We start from the raw sequence: 16,134 nt of genomic DNA, 5'->3' as shown, positions 1-16,134 counted from the left end.
GTTTTTCTTTGAGTTTGCGCCATTTTCCGCGAGTCAGCGGACGCGTTTTATGATTCACTCCAGGGCATGGTTGCCACCGCCCAGGATGCTGTTCCGGACGATATCGGTGCGCTGAGAGCAGCGCTGACCGCGGCGCTGGCCAGAGCCAAAGACGAGGCCGCGCGCGCTGCGCTGGTCGAGGCCGAACTGGCGGTCGCCAGGGCCAAGGCATCGGATGATGCGGCGCTGATCGCNGCGCGCGCTGCGCTGGTCGAGGCCGAACTGGCGGTCGCCAGGGCCAAGGCATCGGATGATGCGGCGCTGATCGCACATCAGGATCTGACGATCCGCAAGCTGCAGCGGGCGCTGCATGGTCAAAGTTCTGAACGTGCCGCCCGCCTGCACGACCAGATGGAACTCACCTTCGAGGAACTCGAGAGCACGGCAACGGAAGACGAGATCGCCGCCGAACAGGCAGCGGCCCGGACCACCGAGGTGGCGCCTTATGTGCGCAAGCGACCGACGCGCCAGCCATTTCCCGAGCACCTGCCGCGCGAACGCGTGGTCGAGCCGGCGCCGACCGCTTGCCACTGCTGCGGCGGTCATCGGCTGCGCAAGCTGGGTGAGGATATCACCGAGACGCTGGAGGTGGTGCCGCGGCAATGGAAGGTGATCCAGCACGTGCGGGAGAAGATCCTGCCGCGACTGCGAGGCGATCAGCCAGGCTCCGGCGCCGTTCCACGCCACCCCACGGGGCTGGGCCGGTCCCGGCCTGCTGGCGATGATCCTGTTCGAGAAGTTCGGCCAGCATCAGCCGCTCAACCGCCAGGCTGAACGCTATGCCCGCGAAGGCGTGCCGCTCAGCCTGTCGACGCTTGCCGACCAGGTCGGCGCCGGCGTCGCGGCGCTGATGCCGCTGTTCAAGCGGCTCGAAGCCCATGTGCTGGCCGCTTCACGTCTGCACGGCGACGACACGACGGTGCCGGTCCTGGCCAAGGGCAAGACCGATACCGGCCGATTATGGNGGCGCCGGCGCCGCGGTGCTGATGCCGCTGTTCAAGCGGCTCGAAGCGCATGTGCTGTCCGCTTCGCGTCTGCACGGCGACGACACGACGGTGCCGGTCCTGGCCAAGGGCAAGACCGATACCGGCCGATTATGGACCTATGTGCGTGATGACCGACCGTTCGGCGGTGTCGATCCGCCGGCGGCGGTGTTCTATTATTCGCGCGATCGCCGAGGCGAACATCCCGCGGCGCATCTTGCCGGCTGGAGCGGCATTCTGCAGGCCGATGCCTTTGGTGGTTATGGCGATCTCTATGCGACGGGCCGTCAGCCGGCGCCTATTCTGGAAGCCAGCTGCTGGGCCCACAGCCGGCGCAAAGTGTTCGAGTTGGCCGATATCGAAGCGGCGGCGCGCAAGAAGGCGCACGGCGAGAAGCCCAACCTGGTCTATCCGCTCGCGGTTGAAGGCGTGAAGCGCATCGATGCCCTGTTCGATATCGAGCGCGAGATCAACGGCCTGTCGCCGGCCCAACGCCACGCCGTGCGCCAGGAGCGGAGCCTGCCGCTGGTCGCGGAGCTCGAGACCTGGATGATCGAGACGCGCGACAAGCTCTCGCGCGGACATGATCTGACCAAGGCCTTCAACTACATGCTGCGCCGCTGGTCATCCTTCACCCGGTTCCTCGACGATGGGCGGATCTGCCTATCCAACAATGCAGCCGAGCGAGCCCTGCGCGGCATCGCTCTCGGCAGAAAGTCCTGGCTGTTCTGCGGTTCCGATCGCGGCGGACAGCGCGCTGCCGTTCTCTACAGCCTGATCGTCAGCGCCAAGATGAACGATATCGACCCGCAGTCCTGGCTCGCCGACGTCCTCGCCCGACTGCCCGCCTATCCGGCCCATCGGATCGATGATTTGCTGCCGTGGAATTGGAGATCCGCACAACTGCGGACCCAATCAGCGGCGGCCTGATCATGCAGCGCAATAAGGTGCATCACGTCTACACCGTCGAACGTGTCGCCAGGGACCTCGGCGTCAGCGAAGCGCTCATCCAGGAACTGACCCTCGGTCTCGAGCCCGAGGACGGCGTCATCTGGGTCTACGGCGCCAACGACGACGACGGGATCTTGGCCTTCACCGATGAAGGCATCGAGGAGGTCGAACTCCTCCTCGAAGAATATCATCGCGTCTCCCCATCAAAAACTTGACGCCGGCACCGCGGTGCTCAGGTCCTCATGGCTGCCGGATACACGTCTGCGGTCTTCACCGGATGGGTACCGCGGAGCTGACGGCCGCCATCGACAAGGCACTGGGGAAGCTCGGCTGGGAAGCTTTCATTAACCAGCTTTAGTCGTGCACAGGATGAAGACGTTATGGTAGGGAGCAGCCTTTCCACGCTGCGATAATGATGCGTTCATGTAGCGCATTCGGGAAGGCCCTCGATGAGCAGATGTCCTACATCGGGACGGTGAATGCTGTAATCCTGGAAGCCTCCGGAAGTTTCCAAGGTAACAATTGGACAATCCGACGCTCGGCAATCTGAGGGTGGAGAATGTCCGTCTTCAGAACATCCGTTTTTGCGGTGAACGGCCAGGTTAAGGAGGTTTGCGGCCCACCGGAGACAGTGGACGGTTCGTCCAGATCGCCGCTGCAGCCTTGGCATAGCCTGTCGCCGGCCGCGACCGCCAGTCAGCCTTCGATCGCAAGTGGAGCGCTGGCAGTGGAATGTAAGCGTGCCTTGAAATAGCTTCCGTCACGATTCTCCGGAATTGCACTATTATCTTCCTTGGCTATCGACGCCAGCGAAGAGATGTACTGCTCCTCCTTTTCTCCCACGCCCCTAATCCTCCAGATGAATGAGCTGTTACGGAACAACGCGAAGAGGTTATTCATCTCGCGGCGTCTGGCAAAGCTCTTCCAGAGTGCCCGGTGGCACCTGTCGAAAAGCGAGGGTATCCGTTGGATGAACAGGTACTGGTAGGCCGCGATGAGCCGGGAATGGTCTGCATTCGAAAGCGCTTCGCCGCCCTCGAGGACTTGCTCGGCCAAACTGACCGCGGCCCTCGCCAGGTTGTATATGTCGTCCGAATCCTTCTTTGGGCTCAGCACCTCATTCAAATACCTGTCCGCAACCCCCTTGTCGTCGCTCTCGCTTGCCAACTGAAGTGCCAGATTGTTCGCGACGATATGCGATTTTTTCTTGCGCGCCTCTAGCTGCAGCCTCACGAGTTTGGCCGTGCGCTCCGGGCTTGCCGGCTCGCTCTGGATGATGATCGATCTCGCCTGCAGCTTGTAAGAGTTGTCCTTAGTGGCCTTGAGAAGCTTCTCGGCGTATTCCTTAGCCTTCGGATCTCCGCCGTGAGCCAATGCCAGCGAAAGCCAGAGGGATTCGCGATCTGATCTATCAAACTGTGAGGGGTCCAGCTCTTCCAATATATGGATCGCTCTGGACCGCTCTCCAGTCAGCCGCAGCGCCTGGCCATAGTTGAGCCGAACGCGAGCGACCATATCGTCGGCGACATCGGCCGGTGCCGTGTGCAAGAACGACGAGGAGAATTCGGAAGCACCGTAGTAGTGTGATCCTGAGTTGAGAGCGTCGGCAAAGGCTGCGCTCAGGTGCATCAGCGCGATAATCTCCTCCATGTCGCCGGCCCGCAACGCCGTTTTTAGTAGGCGCAATAGAATAGCCGAAGCATTCGCGATCTCATGGTGCGAACACTTCGGACTGGAATACTTTCGGTCAGGGGGCCAACTAGTGGACCCAGCTCGCCAATTTGAGCCAAAATACAATTCCGCCGCGCGCCTGTTGTGCTGATTGAGAAGCTCTTCGGACATCTGCCCACGCACGACGTCGCGCACCGTGCGGGGAACGGTCAATATCCTGCGGATTTCAGCCTGACTCTGCTGCTCCAGTCCCGGAAGAGTAGAAGTGACTATAAGCGCGCGATGGCGAAGCTCGGTTGCATTGGTGGGATAGAATCCGTTGACCCCGTTGAAACGCTTAATGTGCTCGAATTGAGCTCCATGAGGAAATGTTGCCAGCGCTTGCAACATCTGCAGAGCGCGCTGCAGCATTGGCTGAGTGGCGGCGCCCAAGTCCTCGATCGCTCGCCGGAGACCTTGGGAACCGCTTGAAGGTTCGTTCTCGCCAGTCTCCTGATGGCTCGCGACCAGCTCGGACAAAGTTACGACTTGTAGTGCCTTTAGCGCTTGGTCGACCTGATCAGGAACGCCGCCGGTGATGAGCAGCAATTTGGCAACTGCATCCTGAGCCGCCAGCTCGATGCCGCCTTCTGGACTATTGGCGATGTAGGCTTTGAGATCGGGCTCGTCTAGGGCTCCGATCTTGACCTTCCCGAACTGGCTATTCGCCGGATCAGAACTGGTGCGCAACAGGATTGCTATGCCGGGGCAATAGTCGAGGATGGCTTGGGAAAGCGCCTCTAGCTCTGCCTCTCTAGGCATCGTGCCCTGCACTCGTTCTCCCAGGACCAAATCGTCCAGGAGCAGGACGGCCGCTTCGCCAGTCGCAAGCTCGTCCGATATCTGCTGGATCTTGAAGCCTAGCCTGACCTCGACTTCCTGGGCAAGATCGCTGCCGGCGGACATTTCGCTTAAGTCGAACCGGAACACAGGCCAGTCCGACATCTCATGCATTTGCAGGACGGAAGACACAAACTCGTCCGAACCCAGCCCCCAATCGGCAATGATCCACAATGCGCGCTTTGTCAGCGCGTTGGCAGCAATGTCTTGCTCCTCCTTCCTGACGAAGGCGTGGGGCCCGGGTGGCAGAAGGTGATGCCCGAATCTTGAAAGGAGGTTCGTCTTTTCTGTCCACGCCGTTGCGACGAATGCTTCCTCTCTTGCTGCCTGCGCGACAGGCGAGACGGAACTCACCACCCCAGCGGCTGCGGACTTGATCACTTGCTTGTCAGGTAGTTGCGTCACCGTGCTCTCATTATCGGGCAAGATGAACTCGAAATTGGGAGTGACCCGACCCTGGCCTGATCTCGTGGCTTGGTACGTCCGGGGCCAGATCCTGAGCTGCCGCCCCTTCTCGTTTATGACAAGCGCGCCGGCACTATAGCCGTGGATGCGTTGGGTCCTACCGTCGCCGAAATGCTCCAGGCCAAAAAGGGACGGCGACTGAAATATGGCCACCGGGGACGAGCCCATCTGCGACAGGCTGCTTGAGAGAGGCTCGTGCATGTGACCGAACAAATGGAGATCGAAACGGCCAGGCGGAGCGATCTCCTTCTTCCATGTGTCCAAGCTGCCTGGCGTCAACCACTCTGCCGGTTGATGGGTGACCAGAAGATTGAAGTCGTTTGCGCGGCACCAGCCTTCCGCATCCGGCAGTATCACTGAAAGCTGCTGATGGTCCACGTGCAGATCGCCGGCCTTGTTCTCCTTGCTCAGTTGAAGCCATGTGGTGTTTAGACCGATCAGGCCGAGCTGCCTCTCGTCCTTGGCGAACCTGACGACCTGATCGCCAGGCAGGAAGCCATGGGCCGCATCAACGACGGATATCCCGACCGCGCCAAGCGCTTCGTACCAGGCCTGGTAGTTAGCAAAGGCGCTCCTAATGGTTTCTCGATAGGGACCAGTAGGGTTGTTCAAGAAATCATCGCGGACATTGTGCTTCTTCGACCAGTCCTGCAGCAACATCGCGGACATATCGCTGGCGCTTGGGCGAACGAGGTCATGGTTCCCTGGAACCGCCATGAACTTGGGCGAGCAATCCAAGTCCGTCAACTTTCCGTAGAGTTCCACAAGCGCAGCCGTTGCGCCCTTAAATTCTTCGGCGTCGCCCTTCTGCACTATGTCACCGGAGAAGATCAGGAGATCCCACGGCCCCGACTGACGATGCAACAGAGGAAGGTCGTCGTAGAAATGATGCTTGAGGTTGGCCCAGAGCGGTGCTTGGCCTTTCATGCCGAAATGAAGATCTGACAAATGGAGCCAGCGGAAACTTACGTCAGACATCAATCAGCTATTCAGGTTTTCTCGTGATCCGACTCATCGGCTTAGACAACAGTCTGTCATTAAGCTTCACGCTCCGAAAGTGTCCCGGCAAATAAGTGAGGGATTTGGCTGACGTTCATCCAATGGGGCGATAGGAGGAGCTGCCAATCCGGCGAGGGGTGGTTGAGATTTGCATTTCGGGTTGTGCCAGCGCCTGTCGCGAACTTCCGCATAGAGTGCGAGGGGCATGTCGTGGAAGCGTCTTCCGGGCCAAGTCGCAGAGCCTGTAGCGTTGATTCCGACGGGATTGGTATGCGTGACGACCGGCGCCACGGCAACGTGCACATAGCCTCCCGTTGACCGGCGCCAGCGTGGCGCGGCCGTGTGGACAAACGGTCCATGCCGGGTCATGGGGCGTTCTCCCGGTTCGGCGCCCTTGAGGCAGGCGGTGCACGAGGCTGGCACCACCGTTCGAACCTCTCGATGACGACCATGCGTCCGCCGCAGCAAGGGCAAGGCCGGCGGACGTCAGCCGGTTCTTCCGAGGTGTCGTCTTGGGACGGCAGATCGACGTTCAGCAGTTCGCGCGCGAGTGCGAGGCTTGCCTTGCGGGCGGAGCTGGCGAGCAGCCCATAGTGACGGATGCGGTGGAACCCACGCGGCAGGACATGGAGCAGGAAGCGGCGGATGAACTCGTCGGCGGCAAGCGTTTGGCGCGATGGCGCTCGACACCATCGCGGCGATAGTCCTTGTAGCGGAAGGTGACTCCAGCCTCGTCGAAGGCGATCAGGCGGCGGTTCGAGATGGCAACCCGGTGCGTGTAGCGCGACAGGTAGGCGAGCACCGCCTCCGGCCCCGCGAACGGCGCCTTGGCGTAGACCACCCAGCGCTTCTTCCGGACGGCAGCAAGCTGGCGCAGGAAGGCGCGTCGCTCGGTGAGGTGCGCCATCGACCCGAAAAAGGTGAGACGGCCGGCATCGTGCAGCGCGACCAGCCGGGTCAGGAACAGTCGGCGGAACAGCGCCCCAAGCACTCGCACCGGGAGGAGGAAGGCCGGGCGCGACGAGACCCAGCGCTTCCCGTCCGGCGCGATGCCGCCGCCCGGCACGATCATGTGCACGTGCGGATGATGCGTCATCGCCGATCCCCATGTGTGGAGCACGGCGGTGATGCCGATGCGCGCGCCGAGATGCCTGGGATCGGCCGCGATGGTCAGCATGGTCTCCGATGCCGCCTTGAACAGCAGGTCATAGACAGCGCCTTGTTGTGGAACGCGATCTCGGCGACTTCGGCCGGCAGCGTGAACACGACGTGGAAGTATCCGACTGGCAGCAGGTCGGCTTCGCGCTCGGCGAGCCATGTACGCGCGGTCGCGCCCTGGCACCTGGGACAGTGCCGGTTACGGCAGCTGTTATAGGCGATCCGCCATTTGCCGCAGTCCGCACAGACTTCGACGTGACCACCCAATGCAGCGGTGCGACACTGTTCGATCGCTGACATCACGTTGAGCTGCTGCAGGCTCAGACGCCCGGCGTGGGAGACCCGGTATCCGGGGCCGGCAGCACTGAAGATATCGGCGACCTCCAGGTCGGCGCGCACCGGTTCAGCCGGACGGCGTTTTGCCTTCCATGAGAGCCATCAGCCGGTCGAGCGGCCCTGCGACCGCGTGGATCGTCCGGGTCGAGACCTTGGTGTAGAGCGCTGTCGTTTCGAGCTTGCAGTGCCCGAGCAGCACCTGGATGACGCGTATGTCGACATCCTGATCGAGCAGGTGGGTGGCGAAGCTGTGCCGCAGAGTATGCGGGCTGACGCGCTTGCGGATGCCGGCGACTTCGGCGGCTTCCTGAACCGCGCGATGGAGTTGCCGCGACGAGATCGGATCGGTGCAACTGCGCCCCGGGAACAGCCAGCCATGCGGAAGCATCACCCCGCGCCGCCTGCCTTCGCGCCACCACAGCCGCAGCAGTTCCAGCAGTTGCGGCGAGAGCATGGCGTTGCGATCCTTGCGTCCCTTGCCTTGTTCGACGCGGATCAGCATGCGTGTGCTGTCGATATCATCGACCTTGAGGTGCGCGACTTCGGACACGCGCAGACCCGCGCCATAGGCGACACCGAGCGCAGCCTTGTACTTGATGCCTGGTGCTGCTTCGAGCAGCCGCGCCGCTTCCTCCACGCTCAGCACATCCGGCAGCTTGCGTGAATGGCGCATGATCACCAGCACACGTGCCAGATCCCGACGCTTCAGCGTCACCAGGAACAGGAACCGCAGTGCCGAGACCGCGCCATTGATCGTCGCAGGGCCGACGCCGCTCTCATGCTGATGCAGCTGGAATCGACGGATGTCCTGTCCCGGGCCGCGCCGTATCGTAGCTCGCCCAGCTAGAGCGGAAAAAGACCGCCTTGTGCTTCGCTTCGCTGTGTTCCTTGGCCGCTCGCCCGACACTGCAACGGCTGCCGCACCCTTCCCATCTTTCGGTGTCGAGCAGCATCGCTATATCGTAGTAATGCCGCGAGAGATATTGCGGCGTCGGCGTTTCCTCGGGCCTGTGCGCCTCGGCATGGAGGGCGGTTATCTTTCCCATAAAGTCCGCCGAACCGACAACACGGTCACTGTGGAATCCGGATCCTCGAAGAAATCTGGAAAATCTTCCGCCGCATAGGAACGGGTCGTCTTCTGTTCGGTAGATGGGTCGCCACGGGCGCCGAACTCGAGCTTAAGCCGCCGAGTGAATGTAGGCCATGCCTTCGTACTCTTCCGCGGCTAGCGCGGTCGGATAATGAAAGTTGATCGTCTGTAGATCGCCTGCGTCGATCTTAAGGGACCATTCGCCCTTCGTCGGCTCGCCGAGATGTCCGCCGATTGCGGCGCGTAGCGCCGGCAGCAGCTTCTCTGCGACGTGCATTTCGACATCGCCGACGAGCTCCTCGACAAGCCTGTGTGCCGAGGGCCAGGCGACGCGTGACCTTACGGTCAGGTTGCTTGCCAGACTGTATCCGGTTCTGGCCATAGTCCCCCTGGATATGGTCGCGAGCTCTCAAGCCCAAGCGCTCGAGCGCTTGGCAAAGTCGATCAATCCAAAATTCAGCATCCGGCGTTCCGGCAAGTATGCGACGGTCTGTGTAGCTGCAGGCGCGGTGCACCCATCACTTCGGTGCCCAACGTTTTTCATGGGATCGCAGGGTTGGGCGGCAAAGCTGTCGCGTACGGACCCGGTGGGCTCTGGCTCGAGCTTGCTGCCCTTTGGAGCTGGCGCCGCAAGCTGCTTCGCCGCGGCCAACGTCTTTCGAACCATCTTTGCTTCCCAGCTGACCGGCGCTCGAGCTGGACGAGAACATCGACCTCTCTTTGTGCACCTACAATAAGATTGGCGAAACGCACCTCGTTGGGCTCGGCGCGATAGGCCATGGCTCGCTCTGGGCGCTGGCGAGGCAATCCGGTCTGTCGGGGCGCCTGCATGTAGTTGATCACGAAGCTATCGAACTCTCAAACCTGCAGCGCTACGTGTTGGCAGGTCAGGCGGAGGTCGGCCTCTCTAAGGCGGCCCTTGCAACCAACGCCCTTCGGTCCACCGCCCCTGAAGTCGAGGCGCACCCTATGAAGTGGGCAGAATATGTTGCGCGCCGGGGCGACTGGGTATTCGACCGAGTGGGTGTGGCGCTTGACACCGCCGCCGACCGTCTAGCTGTCAAGGTGCTCTGCCCCGATGGATCGCGAACGCCTGGACTCAGGAGCAAGATCTAGGCATCTCGCGGCATGGTTTCGATGACGGCCAGGCTTGCCTTTGCTGCATGTACATGCCGACCGGGAAATCCAAGGACGAACACCAACTGGTCGCGGAGGAACTCGGAATGCCGGAAGCACACGATGAGGTAAAAACGCTCCTGCAGACCAATACCGGAGTCCCCAATGAGTTCGTAGCTCGGGTGGCTACGGCGATGGCTGTGCCGTTTGGGCCGCTCGCCGCGTTTGTTGGCCAGCCCCTCCGTTCCTTTTATCAGCAGGCTATCTGCGGCGGTCTGGTGTTCCAGCTTAGCGATGGAAGTCGTCTCGTTCGAACCGTGGTTCCGATGGCCTTTCAATCAGCGCTTGCCGGATCATGCTTGCCGCAGACCTGGTCAAGCATAGTGCGGGTTTTCCGATGAGTCCGACGACCAGCACTCGCGTGAATCTACTGCGCCCCCTTGGTTCTTACCTCCATGATCCGAAAGCCAAAGATTCCAGCGGCCGCTGCATCTGCAGCGATGAGGATTTCGTTGCCGCCTACAGGCTGAAATACGGCTGTGCCGTTGAACAGCTGAGCAACGGGTCCGCCTAAAAAGATCTGAAGTCTTCGTTACCGCGGACGGCGCGCTGTCAAGCGCTCACCGATGTTTTCGACCACCATCGAGTGCCTGATGAGAGTGCGGGGCGGATACTATGACACGCTCGGCCCGCTGCTTTGTCAATGTTAGGCCCAGAACCCACAACAGAGATCCTTGAGCGACGGCTCGCCGTTTAACGTTTTTTGTACTGTTATCTACGTTCGACCATATTCGTCGTCGAAGCGAACGATATCATCCTCGGCGAGATAATCGCCGCTCTGCACTTCAATGATAACCAGGTCAATTCTGCCTGGGTTCTCGAGCCGATGCTTATGGCCGCAGGGGATGTAAGTAGATTCGTTTGTCCCCAGGAACAACTCCTGCTCGCCATTGACGATTTTGGCGGAGCCGCTGACCACGACCCAGTGCTCCGAACGATGATAGTGCATCTGCAGGCTCAACTGGCGACCGGGCTTCACCTCGATGCGTTTGATCTTGAAGCGCTCGCCTTCCTCCAGAACCGTATAGGTACCCCAGGGCCGGTGTACCGTGCTATGGACCAGATGAGCTTCATGTCCCGAAGCCTTGAGGCCCTCGAAGAGCTTCTTAACGTCCTGAACGCGGTCGCGGGATGTGACAAGCAAAGCGTCCGGGGAATCCACGATCACCAGATCGCTTACGCCCACCGTGCCGATGACGCGCTTGTCGGAGCTCACATAGGTGCCGGTCGTGTCGACCATGTGCACATCGCCGCGTATCCTGTTCCCGCTTTCGTCGGGGGCGATCAAATCGGCCATTGCGTTCCAAGATCCGATGTCGTTCCAATCCATGTCGCAGGGAATCACGGCAAGTCTGTTAGTCTTCTCCATGACAGCGTGGTCGAGCGAGATTCGCGGCGCGGAACCGAAATGCTCAGGCGCGAGTTCGATTTTGGCAAAGCCTTGGCATTGACTGGCGCGGCCGTTCTCATAGCTGTCGGCGACGGCCTGGAGCACCTCGGGACAATGCAAAACCATCTCGTCGAGCATGGTTTGCGCACTGAAGCAGAAGATGCCGGCGTTCCAGAAGAAGCGTTGAGACGCGACATAGGCTTTGGCTGTCTCCAGATCCGGTTTTTCAACGAAACGGACGACGTTCTCACCATCTGCTTCGATGTAGCCGAATGCGGTGTCCGGTCTGGTTGGGGTGACGCCCAATGTGGCGATCCGCCCGAGCTTCGCATGTTCCATGGCCAGGCCCATGACGTCTAGAAACGCAGGCAGGTTGCTAATCAGGTGATCGGCCGGGAAGACGCACAGGATCGCGTCAGGGCCTTGCGTTGCCCTCGCATGGATCGCGGCTGCAGCCACGGCGGCGGCCGTATCCCGAGCTTCGGGCTCGAGCAGAAAGGTGCGTGGCAGGACCACGGAATCCAGTTCGTCAAATTCGTCCTTGGTCAGGAAGAGGTGGTCCCCGGATGTCACAGCGACGAGTTCCACGACACCTTCTATCGAAGCGGCGCGCAGCACAGTCTGCTGAATGAGAGAATATCCATCCGCCACTTTGAGGAAAGGTTTGGGGTGCGATTGCCTTGAGGCGGGCCATAGCCGCGATCCGGCTCCGCCGCTGATGATCACGGGAATGACTTTCATAACCAACCTCAATTTCGTCTCTGGAGTGATCGCCCGCGTTCTTTCGAGCGTCAGCGTCACGATCGCCGTCGCTCTGGCTTGTCTGCGGCCCCCGCGTAACAGCGAAGTTCTGGCGCGTTGCAGGCGGCGTCAGATGACGACGCTATCGGTAATGTACGACGCCTCCACTGGCGTCGGTGAGAAATGCGCATTCAACTATGCCTTTGGTTGCGTCTGCCGAATTGCGCAGGTGGCGGGTCTTAACTGAGATCAGAGACTTGGCTGCCTTCTATCAAAGTCAAACGACTTGGCTCTTTCAGATCGAATTCAATTACCCGTGGTGCGAAAAGGCGTGCATATCGTGTAAAGGCGCTCGTCGGGGGAAACCGAATTACGGTATCGCAGCGCCCGAGAAGATACATCTCAACGAGGGCGGAAATTCCGCCGTCAATCCCGAGTGCTGCAGTGTGTAAGGGGCCACCTTGATTGGATCCGAAGTGCTTCGGGACAGTGAGCAGATCGGGAAACCTGGCCGACAGAAGATCCAGTATCCGCGCGCTGTCCGTGCATAAGAACAGCCGCACAGGCCTGGGGTGCGGTAACGCCTTAGCCTTGTCAATTGCAGCGCACACTTGCCGAACGGCGAGCTCCGGATCGGCCCAGTAGGGCGCATGCTCCATGATGTCTTCACCGTTACCGTGCCGAACATGAATCCCGATGATGCTGTGCCCCTCAAAACATTCCTGATAAATGGCATCTATGCGGGCTTGAATTTCTGGCCGAGGCTTGACACTCTGGAACACCTGCCGCTCTGCATCCTCATCGCACCGCCACATCAGACAAGCGTCACACACTACTGTGTTCGCTTCGACATCGTGTTCGGCCTGAAAGAGCTCGCCCAACTCATCGCGCTCTTGGAAAATCTGCTCATCTGGCCGGTAAAGGCACTCGATCGCCGGCCTGTTCCACCACTCCGGGAAGAATGGACCAGGGAAGGAAAGGTCGTTGATCCGGTCGTCGGAAATAGCCGGCACGCCAGCGATGTCATTGATCGGCTGGAAGAACACCGGAAACGCATTTGTGAAGGGCTGGTCGAGGTAGCAGGCCCCCCGCCAGTCGATGGCTAGAGTTCGTCCCGACCACTGCGCGTAGCGCCAAGCGGCCGCCAACGACCACAGACAATCACCGAACCCCGTACGCCTCCGAGAGACGACGAACCGGCGCTTTTCCACTCCACTAACATGCATTTTCGGAAATCTCGTTCAGAGAGGAGGTTGCATCCGGTTTGGAATCCTTAGTCGACACATAGACCCTGACGCCGGGCGCTTGGCAGAGGCCGGGCCATAGGGCAGAAGAGCTCACTCAGCACTGCCCACTAATCCCGTGACGCTCGCACGGCTTGAAGCCGATGCCCTCGCTTCCGGTTCAGCCTTCTCTACTGGGCCTCCGCGGCATATGTAAAATCTATTGAGTGGATGCCGGCCATCCATGCGTTGGATGCCATGATGAAGGGGCTCGGCTGACGCGGGCCCGGCCAATAGAGCCGAAACAGCCGGGGAACGCTGCGACACTGCCTGCCGGAGCAAATCGTTCCGTCGACGCCATACGCCAAGGGTGCAAGGCTGCATACAGCAACCGTCCCGGGCGAGATGAGGTCGACAGCTCGACGCGCCTGGAACCAGCTGATCGACAGAATCTGCAGTCTGCTCCCAAAGTTCTGCACGACCTGTGCCGGATGCTGTGGTGAGGGCTCGCGGCCACGAACTTTGTCCTCGCCCCGAACGGAAGCTCGCGCCTACGACTCCGGGCCGGCGATGCGCCCCCGCTGCTCGGTCAGACCATCCATTCTGTGGATGCACTTTATCCAAACAATCGATTTCACTGATTCAAACAATTCCCATTAGAAGACGCTGAAGCAAGAAAGAAAGGCGTCCTCACTCGCTGATGGATGAGCAAATCAGCTGCAAGGTGCTGGGAGTACATGTCGCTCACGGCGTGAGCTGAGCGGCACTCAGACCGCATGTACGAAGCCGACGGTTAGCGGCGCAACTCTATGTTGATGTGACTTCCAAGCAAGAGGTGTGCTCGGCTGGCGGACTGTCATGACGAGCTTCGCGCCGCATGTGTCGAAGTGCTCCATAGCGCACGGGGCTGGCCCCACATTGTGTCGGCGTGGCGAGCCGGAGCCGAAACTTTAAACTTTAATAGAGCAGGAATAGAATGGGCGATAGCAGGAAAGTTGCTCTTATTACGGGCATAACTGGACAGGATGGTGCCTATCTTGCCCGTCTTCTTCTCAAAAAAGGCTACATCGTTCATGGGATTAAGCGACGTTCCTCTTCCTTCAACACGGGTCGTATCGAAGACCTCTACCAAGACCCGCACGAATCCGATCCGCGCTTGATCTTGCATTACGGTGACCTCACTGATTCGACTAACCTCATCCGCGTGGTTCAGGAATCTCAGCCAGACGAAATTTACAACTTGGCTGCTCAGAGCCATGTGCAGGTGTCGTTCGAAACACCTGAGTACACAGCAAACGCGGACGGTATCGGTACATTGCGACTCCTTGAGGCGATTCGCCTCCTCGGTCTGACGGACAAGACCCGCTTCTATCAAGCCTCGACTTCGGAGCTATACGGCCTCGTGCAGTCCGTACCGCAGAACGAAACGACGCCCTTTTATCCGCGCAGCCCTTACGCCGCCGCCAAGCTCTACGCCTACTGGATGGTCGTCAATTATCGCGAGGGCTATGGTATGCACGCTTCCAACGGCATTCTTTTTAATCACGAAAGCCCCCTTCGTGGCGAAACTTTTGTGACGCGCAAGATCAGCCGCGCTGCCGCTGCTATCTACCTGGGCAAGCAGGACAAGCTTTATCTCGGCAATCTCGATGCTCAACGCGATTGGGGCCATGCGCGTGAGTACGTGCGAGGTATGTGGATGATGATACAGCAGGATCAACCGGATGATTACGTGCTGGCTACGGGCAAAACGACTCCTGTCCGCCAATTCGTCGAGTGGGCTTTCGAAGATATCGGCGTCGAGATCGAATGGCGTGGCAAGGGTGTCGGCGAAAAGGGCTATGATGTAGCGAGCGGCAGATGCCTAGTCCAAGTGGACCCACGCTACTTCCGCCCCACGGAAGTCGATCTTCTCCTGGGTGACGCTACCAAGGCGAAGGAGAAGCTCGGCTGGGTGCATGAGACATCCGTGCGCGAGCTTGCTGCGGAAATGGTACGCGAAGACCTGAAGGTCATGCAGACATCTGTAGTCATGAAGGAAGCGTAATGTATGATCTGAACGGAAAAACCGTGTGGGTCGCTGGCCACAAAGGTATGGTGGGCAGCGCTGTTGTACGCCGACTCGCGTCTGAAGACTGCAAAGTTGTGGCCGCCCCTCGGGGAGAGCTAGACCTCAAGCGACAGACCGAGGTTGAAAACTTCGTGGCAGTGACGAAACCGGACGCTATTGTTATGGCGGCGGCAAAGGTAGGTGGTATTCTCGCGAACGCCACCTATCCGGTCGACTTTCTTTACGACAATCTGATGATCGAGGCCAATATCTTCGCGGCAGCCCACGAAAACAATGTCGACCGCGTCCTCTTCCTCGGCTCGTCTTGCATCTATCCGAAGATGGCACCACAGCCCATTCCTGAAAGCGCGCTATTGACCGGGCCACTAGAGCGCACCAACGAATGCTACGCCGTCGCCAAGATCACCGGCATCAAAATGGCTCAAGCCTATCGCCAGCAATATGGCCGTGACTACATCTCCGCTATGCCGACGAATCTCTACGGGCCAGGCGACAATTATGACTTGCAGTCAAGCCACGTCATCCCAGCGCTGATCCGGAAAGCGCATGAAGCTAAGCTCATAAGTGATAAGCAAATCACCATCTGGGGCACGGGCACACCACGTCGGGAATTCATGCACGTCGACGACTGCGCCGACGCATTAGTCTTCCTTCTGAAGAACTACTCTGACCATGATCACGTCAATCTCGGCTGCGGACAGGACATCACGATCCTAGAGCTGACTAGAATGATCTGCCGTGTAGTCGGATTTACTGGGGAGATCGCGCATGATCACTCTAGACCTGACGGTACACCGCGAAAGCTGATGAGCGTCGACAAGCTGCGCACTTTGGGGTGGGCAGCAAAGATCACTCTCATGGAAGGCATCGAGAGTGTCTATCATGCATTTCTGAACGGGAGCTACACCGAACGGCGATAGATAAGAGGATTTGCTGCGTCTCAGGCCTGTACGCGCTTTCGG

14 protein-coding genes and 2 pseudogenes are annotated in these 16,134 nt (G+C 59.7%); 8 read left to right on the top strand and 8 right to left on the bottom strand.

The genetic code is table 11. The features are described 5' to 3' along the window. Positions 1–66 precede the first annotated feature (66 nt). The 3 genes and pseudogenes from X743_RS1000000173395 to X743_RS150840 all read left to right on the top strand — a co-directional run bounded on the left by X743_RS1000000173395 (position 67) and on the right by X743_RS150840 (position 2,188). Positions 67–1,153, top strand: a pseudogene (locus tag X743_RS1000000173395) (IS66 family transposase). Beyond that, positions 1,056–1,952: an IS66 family transposase gene (locus tag X743_RS150835; RefSeq protein ID WP_245264253.1), complete on the top strand. Its 897-nt coding sequence runs from the start codon at positions 1,056–1,058 to the stop codon at positions 1,950–1,952. The pseudogene X743_RS1000000173395 and the gene X743_RS150835 overlap by 98 nt, the downstream one beginning before the upstream one ends. A 2-nt stretch (positions 1,953–1,954) precedes the next feature. Further along, positions 1,955–2,188, top strand: coding sequence for a hypothetical protein (locus tag X743_RS150840; protein ID WP_023766642.1), 234 nt, complete (start codon positions 1,955–1,957; stop codon positions 2,186–2,188). Between the two features lie 481 nt (positions 2,189–2,669). Here the strand turns inward: X743_RS150840 and X743_RS150845 are convergent, their stop codons facing one another. From X743_RS150845 to X743_RS1000000173385, 5 genes and pseudogenes are all read right to left on the bottom strand, one after another. Next, positions 2,670–5,966, bottom strand: a complete 3,297-nt coding sequence (locus X743_RS150845; RefSeq protein ID WP_084555544.1) for a metallophosphoesterase — start codon at positions 5,964–5,966, stop codon at positions 2,670–2,672. Between the two features lie 386 nt (positions 5,967–6,352). Continuing rightward, positions 6,353–7,544 (bottom strand): annotated as a pseudogene (locus tag X743_RS01000000169095) (IS91 family transposase). Between the two features lie 4 nt (positions 7,545–7,548). Next, positions 7,549–8,310 (bottom strand): tyrosine-type recombinase/integrase, encoded by a 762-nt coding sequence (locus X743_RS150850; RefSeq protein WP_245264252.1) that lies wholly within the window; start codon positions 8,308–8,310, stop codon positions 7,549–7,551. Beyond that, positions 8,258–8,527 carry a hypothetical protein gene (locus tag X743_RS1000000172820; protein WP_198028453.1) on the bottom strand — a complete coding sequence of 90 codons (270 nt, stop codon included), beginning with the start codon at positions 8,525–8,527 and terminating at the stop codon, positions 8,258–8,260. The genes X743_RS150850 and X743_RS1000000172820 overlap by 53 nt, the downstream gene beginning before the upstream one ends. A 132-nt stretch (positions 8,528–8,659) precedes the next feature. Beyond that, positions 8,660–8,953, bottom strand: a complete 294-nt coding sequence (locus X743_RS1000000173385; RefSeq protein WP_023766639.1) for a hypothetical protein — start codon at positions 8,951–8,953, stop codon at positions 8,660–8,662. On the opposite strand from X743_RS1000000173385, the gene X743_RS1000000173380 reads away from it, so the two are divergent. Beyond that, positions 8,922–9,308 carry an E2 ligase fold family C protein gene (locus tag X743_RS1000000173380; protein ID WP_245264247.1) on the top strand — a complete coding sequence of 129 codons (387 nt, stop codon included), beginning with the start codon at positions 8,922–8,924 and terminating at the stop codon, positions 9,306–9,308. The two genes, X743_RS1000000173385 and X743_RS1000000173380, sit on opposite strands and share 32 nt — an antisense overlap. Continuing rightward, the gene (locus X743_RS1000000173375) at positions 9,292–9,687 is read left to right on the top strand and encodes a ThiF family adenylyltransferase (RefSeq protein WP_023766638.1); all 396 of its coding nucleotides are present in this window, start codon (positions 9,292–9,294) and stop codon (positions 9,685–9,687) included. The genes X743_RS1000000173380 and X743_RS1000000173375 overlap by 17 nt, the downstream gene beginning before the upstream one ends. Here the strand turns inward: X743_RS1000000173375 and X743_RS1000000173370 are convergent. Then, entirely contained in the window at positions 9,684–10,025 is a 342-nt protein-coding gene (locus tag X743_RS1000000173370; RefSeq protein WP_245264246.1) for a hypothetical protein, read from the bottom strand. The genes X743_RS1000000173375 and X743_RS1000000173370 overlap by 4 nt on opposite strands. Before the next feature lie 437 nt (positions 10,026–10,462). Beyond that, positions 10,463–11,878: a mannose-1-phosphate guanylyltransferase/mannose-6-phosphate isomerase gene (locus X743_RS150855; protein WP_023766636.1), complete on the bottom strand. Its 1,416-nt coding sequence runs from the start codon at positions 11,876–11,878 to the stop codon at positions 10,463–10,465. On the opposite strand from X743_RS150855, the gene X743_RS1000000172135 reads away from it, so the two are divergent. Beyond that, the gene (locus X743_RS1000000172135) at positions 11,868–12,125 is read left to right on the top strand and encodes a hypothetical protein (RefSeq protein ID WP_156934445.1); all 258 of its coding nucleotides are present in this window, start codon (positions 11,868–11,870) and stop codon (positions 12,123–12,125) included. The genes X743_RS150855 and X743_RS1000000172135 overlap by 11 nt on opposite strands. Here X743_RS1000000172135 and X743_RS150860 read toward each other — a convergent pair. Next, positions 12,118–13,104 (bottom strand): nodulation protein NodZ, encoded by a 987-nt coding sequence (locus X743_RS150860; RefSeq protein WP_023766635.1) that lies wholly within the window; start codon positions 13,102–13,104, stop codon positions 12,118–12,120. The two genes, X743_RS1000000172135 and X743_RS150860, sit on opposite strands and share 8 nt — an antisense overlap. Positions 13,105–14,077: 973 nt before the next feature. On the opposite strand from X743_RS150860, the gene gmd reads away from it, so the two are divergent. Together gmd and X743_RS150870 are read left to right on the top strand one after the other, a co-directional pair. Then, the gene (gmd, locus tag X743_RS150865) at positions 14,078–15,148 is read left to right on the top strand and encodes a GDP-mannose 4,6-dehydratase (protein WP_023692482.1); all 1,071 of its coding nucleotides are present in this window, start codon (positions 14,078–14,080) and stop codon (positions 15,146–15,148) included. Continuing rightward, complete coding sequence (locus tag X743_RS150870; protein ID WP_023766634.1) at positions 15,148–16,092, top strand: GDP-L-fucose synthase; 945 nt, start codon at positions 15,148–15,150, stop codon at positions 16,090–16,092. The genes gmd and X743_RS150870 overlap by 1 nt, the downstream gene beginning before the upstream one ends. Positions 16,093–16,134: the final 42 nt, after the last annotated feature.

It is taken from the genome of Mesorhizobium sp. LNHC232B00 (genome assembly GCF_000502435.1).
Lineage (GTDB): Bacteria > Pseudomonadota > Alphaproteobacteria > Rhizobiales > Rhizobiaceae > Mesorhizobium > Mesorhizobium opportunistum.
The sequence above is the reverse complement of the archived record's forward strand: the minus strand, read 5'-3'. Positions and strand labels throughout refer to the sequence as shown.

What these genes read in the sequence shown, in the direction of transcription:
- X743_RS150840 (WP_023766642.1), top strand. Translation starts at nt 1,955, where the DNA reads ATGCAGCGCAATAAGGTGCATCACGTCTACACCGTCGAACGTGTCGCC.
- X743_RS150845 (WP_084555544.1), bottom strand. Translation starts at nt 5,966, where the DNA reads ATGTCTGACGTAAGTTTCCGCTGGCTCCATTTGTCAGATCTTCATTTC.
- X743_RS1000000172820 (WP_198028453.1), bottom strand. Translation starts at nt 8,527, where the DNA reads ATGGGAAAGATAACCGCCCTCCATGCCGAGGCGCACAGGCCCGAGGAA.
- X743_RS1000000173385 (WP_023766639.1), bottom strand. Translation starts at nt 8,953, where the DNA reads ATGGCCAGAACCGGATACAGTCTGGCAAGCAACCTGACCGTAAGGTCA.
- X743_RS1000000172135 (WP_156934445.1), top strand. Translation starts at nt 11,868, where the DNA reads ATGACTTTCATAACCAACCTCAATTTCGTCTCTGGAGTGATCGCCCGC.
- X743_RS150855 (WP_023766636.1), bottom strand. Translation starts at nt 11,878, where the DNA reads ATGAAAGTCATTCCCGTGATCATCAGCGGCGGAGCCGGATCGCGGCTA.
- X743_RS150860 (WP_023766635.1), bottom strand. Translation starts at nt 13,104, where the DNA reads ATGCATGTTAGTGGAGTGGAAAAGCGCCGGTTCGTCGTCTCTCGGAGG.
- gmd (WP_023692482.1), top strand. Translation starts at nt 14,078, where the DNA reads ATGGGCGATAGCAGGAAAGTTGCTCTTATTACGGGCATAACTGGACAG.
- X743_RS150870 (WP_023766634.1), top strand. Translation starts at nt 15,148, where the DNA reads ATGTATGATCTGAACGGAAAAACCGTGTGGGTCGCTGGCCACAAAGGT.